General features: G+C 34.1%; 19 protein-coding genes. All 19 read left to right on the top strand.

Going from position 1 to position 19,259, the window contains the following annotated elements:
• Positions 1–57 precede the first annotated feature (57 nt).
• A complete protein-coding gene (gene aspS, locus NJT12_RS19015) occupies positions 58–1,815 on the top strand; it encodes an aspartate--tRNA ligase (protein WP_271337504.1) in 1,758 nt (585 codons plus the stop codon).
• Positions 1,816–1,828: 13 nt separating this feature from the next.
• A complete protein-coding gene (locus NJT12_RS19010; protein WP_271337503.1) occupies positions 1,829–3,676 on the top strand; it encodes a hypothetical protein in 1,848 nt (615 codons plus the stop codon).
• Positions 3,677–3,678: 2 nt separating this feature from the next.
• Positions 3,679–4,089: a hypothetical protein gene (locus NJT12_RS19005; protein WP_271337502.1), complete on the top strand. Its 411-nt coding sequence runs from the start codon at positions 3,679–3,681 to the stop codon at positions 4,087–4,089.
• Between the two features lie 200 nt (positions 4,090–4,289).
• The gene (locus NJT12_RS19000) at positions 4,290–4,484 is read left to right on the top strand and encodes a cold-shock protein (protein WP_007137066.1); all 195 of its coding nucleotides are present in this window, start codon (positions 4,290–4,292) and stop codon (positions 4,482–4,484) included.
• Between the two features lie 242 nt (positions 4,485–4,726).
• Positions 4,727–5,092 (top strand): NADH-quinone oxidoreductase subunit A, encoded by a 366-nt coding sequence (locus NJT12_RS18995; RefSeq protein WP_271337500.1) that lies wholly within the window; start codon positions 4,727–4,729, stop codon positions 5,090–5,092.
• A 144-nt stretch (positions 5,093–5,236) separates the two neighbouring features.
• Positions 5,237–5,785 (top strand): NADH-quinone oxidoreductase subunit B, encoded by a 549-nt coding sequence (locus NJT12_RS18990; RefSeq protein ID WP_072955467.1) that lies wholly within the window; start codon positions 5,237–5,239, stop codon positions 5,783–5,785.
• 1 nt (position 5,786) lies between these two features.
• Entirely contained in the window at positions 5,787–6,308 is a 522-nt protein-coding gene (locus tag NJT12_RS18985; RefSeq protein ID WP_271337499.1) for an NADH-quinone oxidoreductase subunit C, read from the top strand.
• 25 nt (positions 6,309–6,333) lie between these two features.
• Positions 6,334–7,572 carry an NADH-quinone oxidoreductase subunit D gene (locus tag NJT12_RS18980; protein WP_072955473.1) on the top strand — a complete coding sequence of 413 codons (1,239 nt, stop codon included), beginning with the start codon at positions 6,334–6,336 and terminating at the stop codon, positions 7,570–7,572.
• 142 nt (positions 7,573–7,714) lie between these two features.
• Positions 7,715–8,245, top strand: coding sequence for a complex I 24 kDa subunit family protein (locus tag NJT12_RS18975; protein ID WP_072955476.1), 531 nt, complete (start codon positions 7,715–7,717; stop codon positions 8,243–8,245).
• Position 8,246: 1 nt separating this feature from the next.
• Entirely contained in the window at positions 8,247–9,617 is a 1,371-nt protein-coding gene (gene nuoF / locus NJT12_RS18970) for an NADH-quinone oxidoreductase subunit NuoF (RefSeq protein WP_271337498.1), read from the top strand.
• A gap of 89 nt (positions 9,618–9,706) precedes the next feature.
• On the top strand, positions 9,707–10,738 hold the full coding sequence (locus NJT12_RS18965) for an NADH-quinone oxidoreductase subunit G (RefSeq protein WP_271337497.1): 1,032 nt from the start codon (positions 9,707–9,709) through the stop codon (positions 10,736–10,738).
• Positions 10,739–10,740: 2 nt separating this feature from the next.
• A complete protein-coding gene (nuoH, locus tag NJT12_RS18960) occupies positions 10,741–11,796 on the top strand; it encodes an NADH-quinone oxidoreductase subunit NuoH (RefSeq protein ID WP_271337496.1) in 1,056 nt (351 codons plus the stop codon).
• Positions 11,797–11,910: 114 nt separating this feature from the next.
• Positions 11,911–12,456 carry a NuoI/complex I 23 kDa subunit family protein gene (locus NJT12_RS18955; protein WP_271337495.1) on the top strand — a complete coding sequence of 182 codons (546 nt, stop codon included), beginning with the start codon at positions 11,911–11,913 and terminating at the stop codon, positions 12,454–12,456.
• Positions 12,457–12,996: an NADH-quinone oxidoreductase subunit J family protein gene (locus NJT12_RS18950; RefSeq protein WP_072955492.1), complete on the top strand. Its 540-nt coding sequence runs from the start codon at positions 12,457–12,459 to the stop codon at positions 12,994–12,996.
• A 3-nt stretch (positions 12,997–12,999) separates the two neighbouring features.
• Positions 13,000–13,320, top strand: a complete 321-nt coding sequence (gene nuoK / locus NJT12_RS18945) for an NADH-quinone oxidoreductase subunit NuoK (RefSeq protein ID WP_017494599.1) — start codon at positions 13,000–13,002, stop codon at positions 13,318–13,320.
• 6 nt (positions 13,321–13,326) lie between these two features.
• Positions 13,327–15,210: an NADH-quinone oxidoreductase subunit L gene (nuoL, locus tag NJT12_RS18940; RefSeq protein ID WP_271337492.1), complete on the top strand. Its 1,884-nt coding sequence runs from the start codon at positions 13,327–13,329 to the stop codon at positions 15,208–15,210.
• A 10-nt stretch (positions 15,211–15,220) separates the two neighbouring features.
• Positions 15,221–16,660 carry a complex I subunit 4 family protein gene (locus tag NJT12_RS18935; RefSeq protein ID WP_271337491.1) on the top strand — a complete coding sequence of 480 codons (1,440 nt, stop codon included), beginning with the start codon at positions 15,221–15,223 and terminating at the stop codon, positions 16,658–16,660.
• Between the two features lie 153 nt (positions 16,661–16,813).
• Complete coding sequence (locus NJT12_RS18930; protein WP_271337490.1) at positions 16,814–18,205, top strand: NADH-quinone oxidoreductase subunit N; 1,392 nt, start codon at positions 16,814–16,816, stop codon at positions 18,203–18,205.
• A 139-nt stretch (positions 18,206–18,344) separates the two neighbouring features.
• Positions 18,345–19,112 carry a Bax inhibitor-1/YccA family protein gene (locus NJT12_RS18925; protein ID WP_271337489.1) on the top strand — a complete coding sequence of 256 codons (768 nt, stop codon included), beginning with the start codon at positions 18,345–18,347 and terminating at the stop codon, positions 19,110–19,112.
• The last annotated feature ends 147 nt before the right edge of the window (positions 19,113–19,259 follow it).

Here is a 19,259-nt window from a genome sequence, read left to right as displayed (position 1 = left end):
GACTTTACTATATTAATTTGAATTTTGTGTTTACTTTTGCAGTCTAAAATTTAGATCATGTATAGAAGTCATAATTGTGGCGAATTAAACGCCTCAAGTATTAATACGGAAGTTACACTAGCGGGTTGGGTTCAAAAATCTCGCGATAAAGGATTTATGAATTGGGTCGACTTACGTGACCGTTACGGAATTACACAACTTATTTTCGACGAAAGCCGTACAGACAAAACTGTTTTTGAACTGGCAAAAACTCTTGGTAGAGAGTTCGTAATTCAGGTAAAAGGAACTGTAATTGAACGTGAGGACAAGAACAAAAATAAAAACATGATTACCGGTGACATAGAAATTTTAGTTACCGAATTAACTATACTTAACGCTGCCTTGACTCCTCCGTTTACTATTGAGGACGAAACTGATGGTGGTGAAGATATCAGAATGAAATATCGCTACCTTGATATTAGAAGAAATCCTGTAAAAAACAGTTTATTATTCCGTCATAAAGTAGCAATGGAAGTTCGTAAATATTTATCTGATTTAGATTTTTGCGAAGTAGAAACTCCTTACTTAATCAAATCGACTCCGGAAGGCGCAAGAGATTTCGTTGTACCAAGCCGTATGAACGAAGGACAATTTTATGCATTACCACAATCACCACAAACTTTCAAGCAATTATTGATGGTAGGCGGAATGGATAAATATTTCCAGATCGTAAAATGTTTCCGTGACGAAGATTTACGTGCAGACCGTCAGCCAGAGTTTACACAAATCGATTGCGAAATGGCATTTGTAGAACAAGAAGACATTTTGAATGTTTTTGAAGGTCTGACAAGACATTTACTAAAAGAAATTAAAGGTATTGAAGTAGATAAATTCCCTAGAATTACCTACGATTATGCCATGAAAACATATGGAAACGACAAACCGGACATTCGTTTTGGGATGGAGTTTGGTGAGTTAAACGAATTTGCACAACACAAAGAATTCCCAGTATTTAATGCTGCTGAATTAGTTGTGGGAATTGCAGTTCCGGGAGCAGGAAATTATACCCGTAAAGAAATTGACGGATTAATTGACTGGGTAAAACGTCCGCAAGTTGGAGCATCAGGAATGGTATATGCAAAATGTAATGACGACGGAACTTTTAAATCATCTGTAGACAAATTCTACGATCAGGAAGATTTAGAACAATGGGCAAAAATTACCGGAGCAAAACCCGGAGATATGATTTTTGTACTTTCAGGTCCTGCAAACAAAACACGTGCACAACTTTCAGCACTTCGTATGGAATTAGCAACTCGTTTAGGATTGCGTAACCCTGAAGTATTCGCTCCTCTTTGGGTAATTGATTTCCCATTATTAGAACTGGATGAAGAAAGCGGTCGTTATCATGCAATGCACCACCCGTTTACATCTCCAAAACCTGAAGATATGGCGTTATTGGAAACTGAGCCGGGAAAAGTTCGTGCAAATGCGTATGACATGGTATTGAACGGAAATGAAATTGGTGGAGGATCGATTCGTATTCACGATAAAGCGACACAACAATTAATGTTCAAATATTTAGGATTTACAGAAGACGAAGCAAAAGCACAATTTGGCTTTTTGATGGACGCTTTTCAATTTGGCGCACCACCACACGGAGGTTTAGCATTTGGTCTTGACAGATTAGTAGCGATCTTAGGAGGTCAGGAAACGATCAGAGATTTTATTGCATTCCCTAAAAACAATTCAGGACGCGATGTTATGATCGATGCTCCTGCTGCAATTGATGATGCTCAGTTAAAAGAACTTTCGATTAAACTGGATATTAAATAGCTCTAAAACGATTATGAAAAAACTGATTTTGCTGCTTTTCGCAATAAACTTATATGCCCAGAGTCCAAAACAAGTTTTATATTCATTTTACGACTGGAAATATCCAAAAATAAAAATAGAAAGTAATACAATTGGTGTGATCATCGAAGATCCATCAAACAATAGCGCAATAGACAATCAAGTCTCTGCATACGCAATCAAAAATCTTAACTTAAGAAACCTGCAAATAGTCGCTCCCGAAAAGAGCGACTATTTATTGTATATACGCCCCATAAGTACCGAGCTTAATACAACCGTAGTAAAAATCAATAACATTAATGATATTAGTTATATTGGAAAAATTATATTTTCTTCAAAATTAAACTTTACCATTAAGCGAAAAAACGAAATTGTTTATAGCAAAGATTTTAACTATTCACAATCCGTTTCAGAGGTAAGTACTTATAACAATTTCAGTATTAAAACAGAGGAAATTGCCAACAGCCAGCTACAGCAACTTCTAAAAAAAAATAGCGTAACAATTGACCAAAATTGTCGTGACATTTATGCCAATACTGTTTTATATAATTTTTTTAAAGAAATTAAAGAAACTATTGACTTTAGCCGAATAGAAGAAACACTGCCCTTATACAAATTCAAAGACGATGATCTTGAACAAATAAATAAATCTGTCGATGCCTTTGAAATCACAAGAAAACTAGAAGACAACGAAGAAAATTATATTAAAATTAAAAATCTGCTTTTAGAAAAAATACAATTTTGGGAAACTGAAGTTTCTAAATACGATTATAATGATAAAAAAACCAAAAAGATTTACTGGGCTTTAATGGCTAATATCTCTACAAGTTATTATGCCTTGGGAAATAACACAAAAGCAATCGAATTCAAAGACAAAGCTTTACTTGTTGATTACAATAAAAACTACAGGTATTTAGCAGAAATGCCTGAGAAAAAAATCAAGGATTTGTCCTTTTTATTAAATTCCGAAGGCAAACCTTTTATTGACTTCGAAAATAATGATTTTTCGAAAAAACAAAATTTTGATACTGTCTATTTTAGCAATCAAAAAGGAAAACTTCTTATAAACAGTAATGTTTCAGAGCAAGAAATCGCAATCAGAAAAAACCGTGTTGAAGTAATTTATCAGGTTTTAGCATGTTCTAAATTTTATGATTTCCTGTTGAGCGTAGTCAATGATTTTAATGAAAAAGAAGAGGATAAAAGTCTGTTTTTTAAAAATACAGATGACTACTTTTTCAACCTTACAAAACATTATAATGATCTAAGTAAAGAATTACTGGTTGCTGATCTGAAAAATTTTAACATGGAAGAAAAAAAGACCATTTTAACCGCTTCCAATAAAATACATGATTTAACAGATGTATTATACAAACGACTAGAACAATCTCAAGAAAAAAACAAAGAAGGCCGTTACTCAGATCTTTTTAAAACAATTGTTAAAATGCAGGATTTTTTAGCCCATTATCCCGGCACAAGCAAAAAAGAAGACCTAAAAGCATTGACCAATATGGTTTTTATTACTCAGGACCAGGCTCTTTTAGACCTTCCCTATTTGGGCTTTTTAGCAGACGAACTCACAACAGAAGGGCATAGTGACTATAAAAACCATCCAAAAATTTATCAAACCCTTTTTAAACAATACAAAAAAACATTCAACAACTTAATGGGAAGTGCCGTTTTTAAAAATCTCCACGATAAAGAAGTTATAAAATTCGATGAAATTATGTATTCGTTTTACATGCCATTATCCAGAGAAAAAATCGAAAACGTAAATATTAAATTCAAAAATCAATACAATAGCGATTCAATTTTGAGACTTTTAATGCTTTATTCTAAATAGCTATGAAAAAATTGCTTTTAATCTCTGTAATTTTCATTTTAAACAGCTGTGCATTTGTACCCAGTACTACTGTAAAAGACGACTCTTTTAAGAGACAGAATGCCGATGACCAGGAAAGAGATTTTAACTTACAAGTTAAGACAATATGCTTTTCAGAAAAAAACAACAATAAAGAAGTTGAGATTGAATATGAGTTAAAGAATAATTCAAAATTGAATGTTTTCGACAAGAAACTCAAGACTTACAAATTGTTTTTTATTCTCAAAATGAAAGACGGTCGGGAAATAGCAAAAGAGAAGACAATATGGTCGATTATTCCTCCTAATACCGCAATAATTGAAAAAGAGAAAGTTTACATCTCAGATTACACCGTTGCAACCTGTACAACACGACTTTACATAAATTACAAATAATAAAAAGACAACAAGTCTGAAGATTATTCCCACAATACATGATGATTCTCAAATAAAGCGTATCCAGATCAAAATTGATGCAAAATAAATAGCGAAAACCCTGTGAATCAATAATTTTTACAAAAAATTAACAGCTTATTGTCTTTTGTATGAATTTATATCTTACATTTGCTTCATTATAAATTATTATTACAATTACAATGCGTACAGGTACAGTAAAATTTTTCAATGAATCTAAAGGTTATGGATTCATTACAGACGAAGAAACAGGAAAAGATATCTTCGTTCACGCTTCAGGAATTAACGCGGAAGAATTACGCGAAGGTGACCGTGTAAGCTACGAAGAAGAAGAAGGAAGAAAAGGGAAAGTTGCTGCTAAAGTAGCAGTAATCTAAGAAAAATATAGCAATTTATTTTTTTTGCCTCTGAATGGTTTAAAAACGTTTCGATTTATTTCGAAACGTTTTTTTTTGCTCAAATCTTAAAAAAAACATAAAATAGCTTACTGTTATTTATAATCAATAAAAATTACCCGCAAACACCCTTGAACAGCACACTTAAATCATTTTTTAGTTTGTGATTTACAGAGTTGAAAGTTATCTTTGTGACTTATTCTTTAAGTAAAAAACCTAAGATTATGCAATCTGATCAATACAATTACATTCCTATTTTAATGCAGGCTATTTTAGCAGTTGGTTTTGTGGTAGGAACTATTATTATTTCTGGAAAATTAGGACCAAAAAGAACCTCTGAGGTTAAAGATAAAAACTTCGAATGCGGTATCGAATCTGTTGGTAATGCCCGTGTTCCTTTTTCAGTAAAATATTTCTTAGTTGCTATTTTATTTGTATTGTTTGATGTAGAGGTAATATTCCTTTATCCTTGGGCTGTAAACTTCAAAGATCTTGGCATAGAAGGAATGCTAAAGATGGTCGTATTTATGTCACTTCTTTTAGTTGGCTTTTTCTACATCATCAAGAAAAAAGCATTAGAGTGGGAATAAAATGATTTTAGATTTTAGATTGGTGATTTTAGAATTACAATTTAAGATTTAATCTTCCCGAATTAATATACTGATTTAAAAAATTGATTTTAACTTTTAAGATTATACAAATCTAAAATCTAAAATCAGAAATCTAAAATAAAAATGAGCGATTCAAAAGTAAATATGGTAGCCCCTCCTGAAGGTGTTGTTGGCGAAGGTTTTTTCGCTACAAAACTAAATGATGTTGTGGGTATGGCACGTGCGAATTCTCTTTGGCCATTGCCTTTTGCAACTTCTTGTTGCGGAATTGAGTTTATGGCAACAATGGCTTCACACTACGATTTAGCACGTTTTGGATCTGAGCGTGTGAGTTTTTCTCCTCGTCAGGCAGATATGTTATTAGTAATGGGAACTATTTCTAAAAAAATGGCCCCTATTTTAAGACAAGTTTACGAACAAATGGCAGAACCTCGCTGGGTAATTGCCGTTGGAGCTTGTGCTTCATCAGGTGGAATTTTTGACACCTATTCAGTTTTACAAGGAATTGACAAAGTAATCCCTGTTGACGTTTACGTACCAGGATGCCCGCCAAGACCAGAACAAATTGTTGATGGAGTTATGAAACTTCAAGAATTGGTAAGAAGCGAATCTGTTAGACGCAGAAGCTCACCAGAATACCAAGAATTATTAGCTTCATATAATATTTCATAAGATGGCTTTAGAAAATACCCTGATACAAAATAAACTTACAGAAACATTTGACGCAAGTGTTTTTAACTTTCACGAAGAGAGAGATGTTTTTTCACTGGAAACTTCTGCTGACAAGATCACAGCTTTAATTCTTTTTTTGAAAAACGATTCTGATCTGCGTTTTCACTTTTTAACCGATTTATGCGGTGTTCACTATCCAGACAACGAAACAGATCGTCAGTATGCCATAGTTTACCATATGCACAATTGGTACGAAAACAAACGTATTAGAATAAAAGTGTTCCTTAACGGAGAAAAACCGGAAATAAAAACCATTTCAAATATTTTCTTAAGTTCAAACTGGATGGAAAGAGAAACATACGATTTCTTTGGGATTGACTTTATTGGACATCCGCAATTAAAACGTATCCTGAATATGGATGAGATGATATCGTTCCCAATGCGTAAAGAATTCCCAATGGAAGACAGCGGAAGAACTGATAAGGATGACAGATTCTTTGGAAGAACAACAACAAATTGCTAAAAAATAAATAATTCAACATTATAAAATGTCAGAACTATTATTACCACCAGAGCATCGCTATGCTAAAATAGTTAAGGATAAACTAAACGAAGATGGAAGCGAGCTTTCAGTATTGAATTTAGGTCCAACACACCCGGCCACTCACGGTATTTTTCAAAACATCCTGTTAATGGATGGTGAGAGAATTCTTGAAGCTGAACCAACCATTGGTTACATACACAGAGCTTTCGAGAAAATTGCCGAAAATCGTCCTTTTTACCAGATCACACCTCTTACAGACCGTATGAACTATTGCTCCTCTCCTATTAACAATATGGGATGGTGGATGACTTTAGAGAAACTATTAAATATCGAAGTTCCTAAAAGAGCTCAGTATTTAAGAGTTATCGTAATGGAGTTGGCACGTATTACAGATCACTTGATTTGTAATTCTATTCTTGGTGTTGATACAGGTGCTTACACTGGTTTCTTGTATGTATTTCAATTTAGAGAAAAAGTTTACGAAATCTACGAAGAAATTTGTGGTGCTCGTCTAACAACAAATATGGGAAGAATTGGTGGTTTCGAAAGAGATTGGTCACCAGAAGCATTCCGCAAACTAGATGTGTTTTTAAGAGATTTTCCTGTCGCTTGGCAAGAATTTGAAAACTTATTCGAAAGAAACAGAATTTTCCTTGACAGAACCGTAGACGTAGGTGCAATCTCAGCAGAGCAAGCAATGGCTTACGGATTTACAGGTCCAAATTTACGTGCTGCAGGAGTTGATTACGACGTACGTGTAGCGCATCCTTATTCATCATACGAAGATTTCGACTTTATTGTTCCTGTTGGAAAATCAGGTGATACTTACGATCGTTTTTGTGTTCGTAATGCAGAAGTTCGCGAAAGTTTAAGCATTATTCGTCAGGCTTTAGACAAAATGCCTGCCGGAAATGAATATCATGCAGAAGTTCCGGATTATTACCTTCCTCCAAAAGAAGATGTTTACACTTCTATGGAATCATTAATTTATCACTTTAAAATTGTTATGGGAGAAGTTCCTGTACCAGTTGCAGAAATTTATCATGCTGTTGAAGGCGGAAACGGAGAATTAGGATTCTATTTAGTTACTGACGGAAGCAGAACTCCATATAGATTACATTTCAGAAGACCTTGTTTTATTTATTACCAGGCATATCCGGAAATGATCAAAGGCTCTTTATTATCTGATGCAATTGTTATTCTATCAAGTTTAAATGTTATTGCAGGAGAATTAGACGCATAAAAAAATGCAGATTTTAGAATGTCGATTGAAGATTGAAAAATTTAAAATCAGAAATCTAAAATAAAAAAAGGATTGCAGAATGTAGGTTATAGATGGCAGATTGAAAAATCTAAAATCAGAAATCTAAAATCTAAAATTAAGAATGGAAAGAAAACATTACAAACAAGAAATAAACATGACAGAAGCATTGATGAACCGCATCAATGAATTGATCAGTCATTATCCTGAAGACAAAAGAAAATCAGCCCTATTGCCTGTTTTGCACGAAGTACAAGATGCGCATGATAACTGGTTAAGTATCGAGTTGCAGGATAAAGTTGCCGAAATTTTGCATATAAAACCAATTGAGGTTTATGAAGTGGTTACTTTTTATACCATGTACAACCAAAAACCAATTGGAAAATACATGTTTGAATTTTGCCAGACTTCTTGTTGTTGTTTAAATGGTGCTGAAAATTTAATGGATTATACTTCTGAAAAATTAGGCATTAAAATGGGAGAAACAACTCCGGACGGAATGTTTACTATTGCCGGTGTAGAATGTTTAGGGGCATGCGGATACGCTCCGATGTTGCAATTAGGCGATTTCTACAAAGAAAAATTGACAGAAGAAAAAATCGATCAGTTAATCGCTGATTGTAGAGATGATAAAATAATATTACACGATAAATAAGATGTCAAAGAAAATATTATTAGACAAAATCAATGTTCCAGGAATCAAAACCTACGAAGTATACCGCCAAAATGGAGGTTATGCATCTGTAGAAAAAGCTTTGAAAACGCTTACTCCGGACGAAGTTGTTGAAGAAGTAAAAAAATCAGGTCTTCGTGGTCGTGGTGGCGCAGGTTTCCCGGCAGGAATGAAATGGAGTTTTATTGATAAAAAATCAGGAAAACCAAGACATTTAGTTTGCAACGCAGACGAATCTGAACCAGGAACTTTCAAAGATCGTTATTTGATGGAATATATTCCTCACTTATTGATCGAAGGAATGATTACTTCAAGTTTTGCCTTAGGCGCTAACCTATCATACATCTACATTCGTGGAGAATATATGTGGGTTTTCAAAATATTAGAAAGAGCAATCGCCGAAGCAAAAGCTGCCGGTTGGTTAGGAAAAAATATATTAGGTACAGGTTACGATTTAGAATTGTATGTTCACTGTGGAGCTGGTGCTTATATCTGCGGAGAAGAAACTGCACTTATAGAATCATTAGAAGGTAAAAGAGGAAACCCTCGTATCAAACCGCCATTCCCGGCTGTTTCAGGACTTTGGGCAAACCCAACCGTAGTAAACAATGTTGAAACTATTGCCACTGTGCCATGGATTATCAATAACTCTGGTGATGATTATGCGAAAATAGGTATTGGCCGTTCAACTGGAACTAAATTAATCTCTGCTTCAGGACACATAAAAAATCCGGGCGTTTACGAAATTGAATTAGGATTAAGTGTTGACGAATTCATGAATTCTGATGAGTATTTAGGAGGAATGTCTTCGAGCAGACCTTTGAAAGCATTTGTCCCGGGAGGATCTTCAGTACCAATTTTACCGGCTGAATTAATTTTCAAGACAGCAAATGGCGAAGACAGATTAATGTCTTACGAATCTTTAAGTGATGGTGGTTTTGCTACCGGATCTATGTTAGGTTCAGGAGGATTTATTGTTTACAACGATACAGCATGTGTCGTGAGAAACACCTGGAATTTCTCTCGTTTCTATCACCATGAATCTTGCGGACAATGTACACCTTGTCGTGAAGGAACCGGTTGGTTAGAAAAAATATTATGGAGAATCGAAAACGGTCAGGGCCGTGAGGAAGATATCGAATTGTTGTGGAGCATTCAAAGTAAAATTGAAGGAAATACAATTTGCCCGCTTGGCGATGCAGCAGCATGGCCAGTAGCAGCAGCGATACGCCATTTTAGAGATGAGTTTGAATACCACGTTCGTTTCCCTGAAAAAATAAAAAACAGAGAGCACTTTGTTGCCGAGCCTTTTTCGCAAGTAAAACATTTGGTAGGCGGTAAAGTAATCGCATAAATACAGTTTTCAAAGTATAGAAAACTAAAAACATTAAGATTAAAGTATTCAAATAACTTGAAACTTTAAACCTGAAACAAAATTTGATTATGAAAGTAACCATAGACGGTCAAAGTATAGACGTAGAGCCAGGAACAACGATCCTGCAGGCCGCACGTATGATTGGAGGAGATTTGGTTCCGCCAGCCATGTGCTATTACTCAAAATTAAAAGGCAGTGGCGGTAAATGTCGTTGTTGTTTAGTTGAAGTTGCAAAAGGAAGTGAAGCTGACCCTAGACCAATGCCAAAATTGATGGCATCATGTGTAACAGGATGTATGGACGGAATGGAAGTGAACAGCAAATCATCTGCTCGTGTAACCGAAGCCCGTAAATCTGTAACTGAATTTTTATTGATCAACCACCCGTTAGATTGCCCTATTTGTGATCAGGCAGGTGAATGTGATTTACAAAACTTAAGTTTCGAACACGGAAATCCTAAGTCACGTTTTATTGAAGAAAAAAGAACATTCGAACCAGAAGATATTGGTCCGCATATTCAACTACATATGAACCGTTGTATTTTATGCCAAAGATGTGTACAAGTTGCAGATCAATTGACAGACAACAGAGTTCACGGAGTATTAGATCGTGGTGATCACGCTAATATTTCAACCGGAATTTCAAAAGCTATTGACAATGAGTTTTCCGGAAATATGATCGACGTTTGTCCTGTTGGAGCATTGACAGACAAAACTTTTCGATTTAAATCGAGAGTTTGGTTCAACAAACCTTTCAATGCACACAGAGAATGTACAACTCCGGGATGTTGTGGAAAAACAACTGTATGGATGTTTGGAGGAGAAATCCAACGTGTAACAGGTCGTAAAGACGAGTATCATGAAGTGGAAGAATTCATTTGCAACAGCTGTCGTTTTGACCACAAAAATGTAAATGACTGGGTTATTGAAGGTCCAAGAGAATTTGAAAAAGATTCTGTTATCAACCAAAATAACTACACTCAGAAACTGGAAAAAGTAGAAATCGATACAGAGAAAAATATCCTTTTAGGAAGAGATATCGACCGTAAAAAAATTAGTATGGCTGAAATTCCATTAACCCCTAACAACCAAAATTCTTAGCCATGGTAGATGGAACATTTATTATAGAAAAAAGTGTTGTGATTATTGTGGTTTTTGCCATAACAATGATAATGGCGATGTATTCTACCTGGGCTGAACGTAAAGTTGCTGCCTATCTTCAGGATCGTGTAGGGCCTAACCGTGCCGGATGGGGTGGTTTATTGCAACCTCTTGCTGATGGTATGAAATTATTCTCGAAAGAAGAGTTTTTCCCAAATACACCTAACAAATTTTTATTTGTTGTAGGACCGGCAATTGCCATGAGTACAGCTTTAATGACGAGCGCAGTAATTCCTTGGGGAGACAAATTACATATTTTTGGCCGTGATGTTTATTTGCAGGCAACCGATATTAATATTGGAATATTATACATTTTTGGAGTACTTTCAGTAGGAGTTTATGGTATCATGATTGGTGGATGGGCTTCGAACAATAAATTCTCCCTGATGGGAGCAATTCGTGCTGCCTCACAAATGGTTTCATACGAAGTTGCCATGGGATTATCAATCATTGCTTTATTGATGATGACCGGAACTTTAAGCTTAAAAGTTATTTCTGAACAACAATCAGAATGGCACTGGAATGTTTTATACCAGCCACTATCTTTTCTGATTTTCTTAATTTGTTCGTTTGCTGAAACAAACAGAACTCCTTTTGACCTTGCAGAATGTGAAAACGAATTAATTGGTGGTTACCATACAGAATATTCATCAATGAAAATGGGATTCTATTTATTTGCTGAATACGCGAGTATGTTTATCTCTGCTACAATTATCTCTGTATTATTCTTTGGAGGATACAATTATCCGGGAATGAGCTGGATGGTAGAAAACGCAGGAGTAAACCCGGCAAACCTTTTAGGAATTGCAGTATTGTTTGTTAAAATATGTTTCTTCATATTTTTCTATATGTGGGTACGTTGGACAATTCCAAGATTTAGATATGACCAATTAATGAATTTAGGCTGGAAAATTTTGATTCCGCTTTCTATCATTAATATCATGATTACAGGAATTGTTATATTAAGACATGATATCGCAGTTTATTTAGGATTTTAATAAACGAGAGCCCAACCCTGTTGCGATAGTTATCGGGAAGCTTCAAATTAAAAATAAAATAGATTTTCGATTTGATTACCATCAAATTACGAATCATAAATCATACATTAAAAAATGTCAATAGAAACTATATCATTATCGGGTAGAAAAAAGATGGTCTCAAACAAAGAGATGACTTTTTTAGAGCGAATGTATCTTGTGGCGATTGTGAAAGGATTGTTAATTACGTTTAAACATTTATTCAGAAAAAAAGTGACAATTCACTATCCTGAACAAGTGCGTGAGATGAGCCCTGTTTATCGTGGTCAGCACCAATTGAAACGTGATGAGCAAGGTCGTGAAAATTGTACCGCTTGCGGATTATGTGCTTTATCATGTCCAGCTGAAGCGATCACAATGAAAGCCGCTGAACGTAAAGCAGATGAAAAGCATTTGTACAGAGAAGAAAAATACGCTTCGATCTACGAAATCAATATGTTACGTTGCATTTTTTGTGGTTTATGTGAGGAAGCATGTCCAAAAGATGCCATCTATCTAACAACTTCAAAAGTGTTGGTTCCTTCTAGCTACGAAAGAGAAGATTTCATTTTTGGAAAAGACAGATTAGTGATGCCTCTTGATGTGGCAATCAAAAATGCTCAACTTAATAATGCTAATTAAATGATACATATTCCTGATTTTGCACACGCAACAACTGTACAAGTAATATTTTGTTTCTTAGCTTTTATTACAGTAATTACCGCTTTCCTGACCATTTTTAGCAGAAACCCAATTCATAGTGCTATTTATTTAGTAATTTGTTTTTTCTCAATTGCCGGTCATTATTTATTATTAAATGCTCAATTCTTAGCTATTGTACACATTATAGTCTATTCCGGAGCAATTATGATTTTGTTCCTGTTTACGATCATGTTAATGAACCTGAACGAACAACGTGAAGTACACCGACCTAGAATTACGCGTTTAGGAGCAATTGTTTCTTTCTGTTTGATTTGTGTTGTATTGATTGCAATTTTCATCAACTCTAAACCAATTGTTGGCGAATACGATTCAACAGGCGAAGATTTTCAGTCAATTCAAGTACTTGGTAAAATATTATTAAACGAATATATGGTTCCGTTCGAATTCGCATCCATCTTACTATTGGTAGCGATGATTGGAAGTGTACTATTGTCTAAAAAAGAAAAATTAAATAAATAAATAATGGGTAATATATTAAATCAAATAGGTATTGAAAACTACATCTTTTTGAGTGTTGTACTTTTCTGTATTGGTATTTTTGGTGTATTGTACAGACGAAATGCTATTATCGTTTTCATGTCTATCGAAATCATGTTGAATGCTGTTAACCTTTTATTTGTTGCTTTTTCGACTTATCATCAAGATGCACAAGGGCAAGTTTTTGTATTCTTTTCGATGGCGGTTGCTGCGGCCGAAGTTGCAGTTGGATTGGCTATTTTAGTTTCGATCTTTAGAAATTTAGGTTCGATTAGTATCGATAATTTAAAAAATTTAAAAGGATAAATAAAAATGGATACCAATTTAGCTTTACTTTTAGTTTTATCTCCTTTTTTAGGATTTTTAATCAATGTTTTCTTTGGCAAAAGCTTAGGAAAAACCGCTTCAGGAATTATTGGAACTGCTGCTGTAGTCGTTTCTTTTGCTGTTACGCTTTTCTTTTTCAATCAAATCAGCCAAACAAAACAAGCTCTTCAGGTTACTTTATTTGACTGGATTCAAATCAGTAACATAAAAATTAATCTTGGATTTTTATTAGATCAATTATCATTGCTTTGGTTACTTTTCGTAACCGGTATTGGATCATTGATTCACTTATACTCTATCAGTTACATGCATGACGATGAGAATATGCACAAGTTTTTTGCATATTTGAATCTGTTCGTATTTTTTATGATTACGCTTGTAATTGGAAGTAACTTATTAGTTTTATTTATTGGTTGGGAAGGTGTTGGACTTTGCTCCTACTTATTAATTGGATTCTGGCATAAAAACCAGGATTACAATGATGCAGCGAAAAAAGCTTTTATTATGAACAGAATTGGAGATTTAGGTCTTTTGATCGGAATGTTCATTATTGGCTCTATGTTCTCTACTTTAGATTATGCAACTTTAAAAACTGCTATCGCAGGAGCAACAAACTTAAATGTACCGTTGCTTTCATTAGCTGCATTATGTTTATTTATTGGTGCTTGTGGTAAATCAGCACAGATTCCATTATATACCTGGTTACCTGATGCGATGGCTGGACCAACTCCGGTTTCTGCATTGATTCACGCTGCGACAATGGTTACTGCTGGTATCTTTATGGTAACAAGATTGAATTTCGTATTTGATTTAGCTCCGGAAGTACAAACTATAATTGCTGTTATTGGAGCGATCACTTCGTTAGTAGCTGCAACAATTGGTTTAGTACAGACAGATATCAAAAAAGTATTGGCCTACTCTACTGTTTCTCAATTAGGATTAATGTTTTTAGCATTAGGACTTGGTGCATATGAAGTTGCCGTTTTTCACGTAATTACTCACGCTTTCTTCAAAGCTTGTTTGTTCTTAGGTTCAGGATCTGTAATTCACGGTTTGCACGGAGAACAAGATATGCGTAAAATGGGTGGTTTGCGTAAAGCAATGCCAATCACTTTCTGGACAATGATGATTTCATCATTAGCCATTTCAGGAATTCCGTTTTTCTCAGGATTTTTCTCTAAAGACGAAATCTTATTAACGGCTTTCGAACACAGTAAAACACTTTATGTTATTGGTTCTGTTGCCTCAATCATGACAGCTTTTTATATGTTTAGATTAATGTTTCTTACTTTCTTTAAAGATTTTAGAGGAACAGACGAACAAAAACATCATTTACATGAAAGCAACGGATTAATTACTTTCCCTCTTATCGTTTTGGCAATCCTTGCTACTTTTGGCGGACTAATCAGCTTACCTGGAAACAGCTGGTTAAATGAGTATTTAGCTCCACTTTTCACAAAAGTCGCTGGCGAAGAACATCATTTAGGTACAACAGAATATACTCTAATGGGAGTTGCTGTTTTGGGTGGATTACTAGGTATCTTAATAGCTTACGTTAAATATTTCAAACAAGACAATGTTCCTGAAGCAGATGAAAATATTACTGGCTTAACTAAAGTTTTATACAACAAATATTATGTAGACGAAATTTACGATGCCGTATTTGTTCGCTCTATTAACGGGCTATCAAGATTTTTCAGGGATTATATTGAGACCAGTTTATCTGCTCTTGTTTTTGGATTAGGAAAAGTAACCAATGAACTCGCTTTTCAAGGTAAAAAATTACAAAACGGAAGTATTGGATTATACCTTTTTGCTTTTGTTTTGGGGCTTTGCGCCATTGTTTCCTATATATTTTTAGCTAAATAATTTTACAACTATGAACGTTTCTCTTATATTAATTATTCTTTTAATTGGTGCATTTGCCACTTATTTTGCTGGTGACAAACTAGCATCAAAAGTAGCTTTGTTCTTTAGTTTGGCGGCTTTAGGTTGTTCAATTGTATTGCTAAATCATTTTTATGCAAACGAAAACATCAGTTTAATAAAAGCCTGGATTACGAAACCTAATATTTCATTTGCTTTAAATGCTGATGGATTAGGAATGGCAATGGTTCTATTAACTGCAGCTTTGACTCCCATCATTATATTTTCTTCTTTCGGGAACGATTATAAAAATGCAAAAGGTTTTTATGCTCTGATTTTATTTATGGCTTTTGCTATGACAGGAACTTTCCTTGCGGCAGATGGTCTTTTATATTATATTTTCTGGGAATTAGCACTTATTCCTATTTACTTTATTGCTCTTATTTGGGGGAATGGCGATGCAGAAGAACGCAGAAAAGCGGTGGTTAAATTCTTTATTTACACACTTGCAGGTTCGTTATTCATGTTAGTAGCTTTTATCTACTTATACCAAAAAGCAGGTACTTTCTTAATCGAAGATTTATACAAACTAAATTTATCTGCTAGTGAACAACTTTGGATATTCTTAGCTTTCTTTTTAGCGTATGCTATTAAAATCCCAATTATTCCTTTCCACACATGGCAGGCAAATGTGTACCAAAAAGCACCAACTGTTGGAACTATGCTTTTATCTGGTATCATGCTAAAAATGGGATTGTACAGTGTTATTCGTTGGCAGTTGCCAATTGCACCATTAGCAGCAAAAGAGTACATGGATATCTTCATTGCTTTAGGAGTTGCCGGTGTAATTTACGGATCGATTGTAGCTTTAAGACAAAAGGATTTAAAGAAATTATTGGCTTATTCTTCATTAGCTCACGTTGGATTAATTGCTGCAGGAACTTACACACTTACTATTGATGGTTTGCGCGGAGCTGTTTTGCAAATGATCGCTCACGGTTTTGTTGTAGTAGGATTGTTTTTTGCTGCCGAAGTTATTTTTAGAAGATTCGAAACAAGAGAAATTGGTGAATTGGGCGGTATCCGTACACAATCTCCAAAATTTACTTCTATGTTTTTAATTTTGGTATTGGCTTCAGTAGCTTTACCGGGAACTTTTAACTTTGTTGGAGAATTTACAGTTTTGTATAGTCTTTCTCAAATCAATATTTGGTTTGCTGTCTTAGGCGGAACAACTATTATTTTAGGAGCTTATTATATGCTTAAAATGTTTCAAAATGTAATGTTAGGAGAAACAAATTCTAAAACTTTTGCAGATGTTTCTGTAAATGAAGGAATTTCATTCGTAGCAATTATTGCGGTTTTAATATTCTTCGGATTTTATCCAAAACCAATTACAGATTTGATTACACCAAGTTTAGAAACTATTCTAAACGTTATCAATAAAAATTAACGATTTCAGAAAGAAGATTAACGATTTTTGATTCAGATTTTGTCTGACACTTAAAAAGTTAAATTTATTACTGAAAGGAAAATTAAATATATTTTAAATAAAAATAAATTAGGGCATCATTAGTTTGAGATTTCCTAAATCAAAAAAACAAAAATGAATACATTAATAGCTATAACAGGATTGGGTGTTTTTTGCCTATTGTTTGAAATTCTTAATTTAAGAAAGGCCATAGTTCCTATTACCATTATTGGTTTATTAGGTGTCTTGGCAATCAACTATTACGAATTTGGATCAACAGCAAGTTACCATGATAATATGATCACAGTGAGCAAGTTCTCTACTGCGTTTTCATCATTGTTTATTGTTCTTACTATATTCTTAGTAGCGTTAAGCCATAATTTTTACGAAAATCATCCAACCAAAATCTCAGATTTTGTCGCTATAAAAGTTTTTTTACTAGCTGGAGCCGTAGCCATGGTTACTTTTGGAAACTTAGCAATGTTTTTCTTAGGAATAGAAATTTTATCAATCGCACTTTACATCTTGGCAGCAAGTGATCGTTTGAATCTAAAAAGTAACGAAGCCGGTATGAAATACTTTTTGATGGGATCTTTCGCATCAGGAATTATTTTATTTGGAATTTGTTTGATTTACGGAGCAATGGGAACTTTTGATGTTGCAGAAATTCACGAAAGTTCTTTATCTGCCGAATTGCCAATCTGGTTTCCTATTGGAATGATTTTAATGATTATTGGTATGTTATTTAAAGTAGCTGCAGTTCCGTTTCATTTCTGGGCACCGGATGTTTACGAAGGATCTCCTGCTTTGACAACTGCATTAATGAGTACTTTGGCTAAAGTTGTAGCAATTGCAACACTTTACAAATTAATTGCTGCATTAAATTTTATTCCTTCTCTGGACAATCAGGACTTATTAGGAACTTTTGAAAACATCGTAGTAATTATTTCGATTGCTTCTATGACTGTTGGAAACATAATGGCACTACGTCAGGTAAATGTAAAACGTATGTTGGCATTCTCAGGAATTTCGCATGCCGGTTTTATGTTGATGACTTTGTTAACTGTTTCAACTTCAGCAGGTGTATTATTATATTATACTACTGCTTACGCATTAGCAGGAATTGCTGCTTTTAGTGTTGTATTATACGTTTGCAAAAATCAGGATAACGAAGACATTACTAATTTTCATGGTTTAGGAAAAACAAATCCCTTATTAGCCGCAATCCTTACAGGTTCATTGTTATCTATGGCCGGTATTCCGATTTTCTCCGGATTTTTTGCTAAATTATTCTTATTCAATCAAACTATACAGGCAGGATATATTGCTTTGGTAATTGTTGCTGTGATCAACTCTATTATTAGTGTTGGATATTATTTCAAATTGATCTTAGCTATGTATTCTAAAGAGCCAAATCAGGAACGCACCGGAAAACCTTTCCTTATTTATGCAGTAGCTGTAATCTCAATTACATTAAATATTATTTTAGGTCTATTCCCATCTTTAGTTTTGGATTTATTAAACTAAAATAATTTTATATTTCATATAGAAGCCATCAATTGTTATTGATGGCTTTTTTATTGGAATCAATTGTTAAAAATTCTATAGTATTAAGGGCACATCGAAAAATATCAATTATATTTGAATTTTTAAAACCAATCATATTATGAATTCTAAAAATCCATTTTTAAGCAACAAACGTTTTTCATCAAATGCTGTTTCAAAAGCTGAAGGAGCACATCAGGGTCAAATTATTGATTACAATCAAGAAATGACTTTATCTGGTACTATGAATAAAACAGCTATTTTGTTTTTAATCTTATGCGGATCTGCAATGATTACATGGTGGATGGCATTTAACGGGATGAATGCAATGTTACCTACAATTGGAGGTGCTATTGTTGGATTTATCTTAGTTATAATTGCTGCATTCAAACCACATCTTTCTCCATACCTTGCTCCGGGCTATGCCTTATTCGAAGGGTTATTTATTGGTGGAATTTCTGCAATATTTGAAGCTATGTATCCTGGAATTGTAGTTAATGCTGTTAGCGCAACATTAGTAACATTTCTAGTATGTCTGGGTTTATATAAATTCAAAATTGTAAAAGTTACAGAACAATTTAAATCAGTAGTAATTGCTGCAACATTAGCAATAGCAACTTATTACTTAATTTCCTGGATAGCTTCTTTGATATTTAACTTTACTCCTGTTCATTACGGAAATGGAATGATGAGTATTGGAATCAGTGTTTTTGTAATTATCATTGCTGCCTTAAATCTATTTTTAGACTTCGATTTGATCGAAAAAGGTGTACAGGAAAAAATGCCAAAATTCATGGAATGGTATGGTGCCATGGGACTTATGATTACACTAGTTTGGTTATACGTTGAATTTTTACGTTTACTTTCTAAATTAAATAGTAAAAACTAATTACTTCTTAAATAATTACAAAGCCCTTTTGAAAAATCGAGGGCACTGAAAAAGTCCTTTTCAGGAATAATTGTTAATTAAAGGAGTAGAAGCTAAAAGTTTTCTACTCTTTTTTTTGTATCTTTTGGGTGTAATCATAAGGCTTTT

Source organism: Flavobacterium azizsancarii (assembly GCF_027980145.1).
Taxonomy (GTDB): domain Bacteria; phylum Bacteroidota; class Bacteroidia; order Flavobacteriales; family Flavobacteriaceae; genus Flavobacterium; species Flavobacterium azizsancarii.
Note: the sequence above shows the minus strand (reverse complement) of the source record. Positions and strands in the feature narration are given on the sequence as shown.

What these genes read in the sequence shown, in the direction of transcription:
- NJT12_RS19010 (WP_271337503.1), top strand. Translation starts at nt 1,829, where the DNA reads ATGAAAAAACTGATTTTGCTGCTTTTCGCAATAAACTTATATGCCCAG.
- nuoL (WP_271337492.1), top strand. Translation starts at nt 13,327, where the DNA reads ATGGATACCAATTTAGCTTTACTTTTAGTTTTATCTCCTTTTTTAGGA.
- NJT12_RS18930 (WP_271337490.1), top strand. Translation starts at nt 16,814, where the DNA reads ATGAATACATTAATAGCTATAACAGGATTGGGTGTTTTTTGCCTATTG.
- NJT12_RS18980 (WP_072955473.1), top strand. Translation starts at nt 6,334, where the DNA reads ATGTCAGAACTATTATTACCACCAGAGCATCGCTATGCTAAAATAGTT.
- NJT12_RS19000 (WP_007137066.1), top strand. Translation starts at nt 4,290, where the DNA reads ATGCGTACAGGTACAGTAAAATTTTTCAATGAATCTAAAGGTTATGGA.
- NJT12_RS18995 (WP_271337500.1), top strand. Translation starts at nt 4,727, where the DNA reads ATGCAATCTGATCAATACAATTACATTCCTATTTTAATGCAGGCTATT.
- NJT12_RS18965 (WP_271337497.1), top strand. Translation starts at nt 9,707, where the DNA reads ATGAAAGTAACCATAGACGGTCAAAGTATAGACGTAGAGCCAGGAACA.
- NJT12_RS18975 (WP_072955476.1), top strand. Translation starts at nt 7,715, where the DNA reads ATGGAAAGAAAACATTACAAACAAGAAATAAACATGACAGAAGCATTG.
- aspS (WP_271337504.1), top strand. Translation starts at nt 58, where the DNA reads ATGTATAGAAGTCATAATTGTGGCGAATTAAACGCCTCAAGTATTAAT.
- NJT12_RS18990 (WP_072955467.1), top strand. Translation starts at nt 5,237, where the DNA reads ATGAGCGATTCAAAAGTAAATATGGTAGCCCCTCCTGAAGGTGTTGTT.
- nuoK (WP_017494599.1), top strand. Translation starts at nt 13,000, where the DNA reads ATGGGTAATATATTAAATCAAATAGGTATTGAAAACTACATCTTTTTG.
- NJT12_RS19005 (WP_271337502.1), top strand. Translation starts at nt 3,679, where the DNA reads ATGAAAAAATTGCTTTTAATCTCTGTAATTTTCATTTTAAACAGCTGT.
- NJT12_RS18935 (WP_271337491.1), top strand. Translation starts at nt 15,221, where the DNA reads ATGAACGTTTCTCTTATATTAATTATTCTTTTAATTGGTGCATTTGCC.
- NJT12_RS18925 (WP_271337489.1), top strand. Translation starts at nt 18,345, where the DNA reads ATGAATTCTAAAAATCCATTTTTAAGCAACAAACGTTTTTCATCAAAT.
- NJT12_RS18985 (WP_271337499.1), top strand. Translation starts at nt 5,787, where the DNA reads ATGGCTTTAGAAAATACCCTGATACAAAATAAACTTACAGAAACATTT.
- nuoF (WP_271337498.1), top strand. Translation starts at nt 8,247, where the DNA reads ATGTCAAAGAAAATATTATTAGACAAAATCAATGTTCCAGGAATCAAA.
- NJT12_RS18955 (WP_271337495.1), top strand. Translation starts at nt 11,911, where the DNA reads ATGTCAATAGAAACTATATCATTATCGGGTAGAAAAAAGATGGTCTCA.
- NJT12_RS18950 (WP_072955492.1), top strand. Translation starts at nt 12,457, where the DNA reads ATGATACATATTCCTGATTTTGCACACGCAACAACTGTACAAGTAATA.
- nuoH (WP_271337496.1), top strand. Translation starts at nt 10,741, where the DNA reads ATGGTAGATGGAACATTTATTATAGAAAAAAGTGTTGTGATTATTGTG.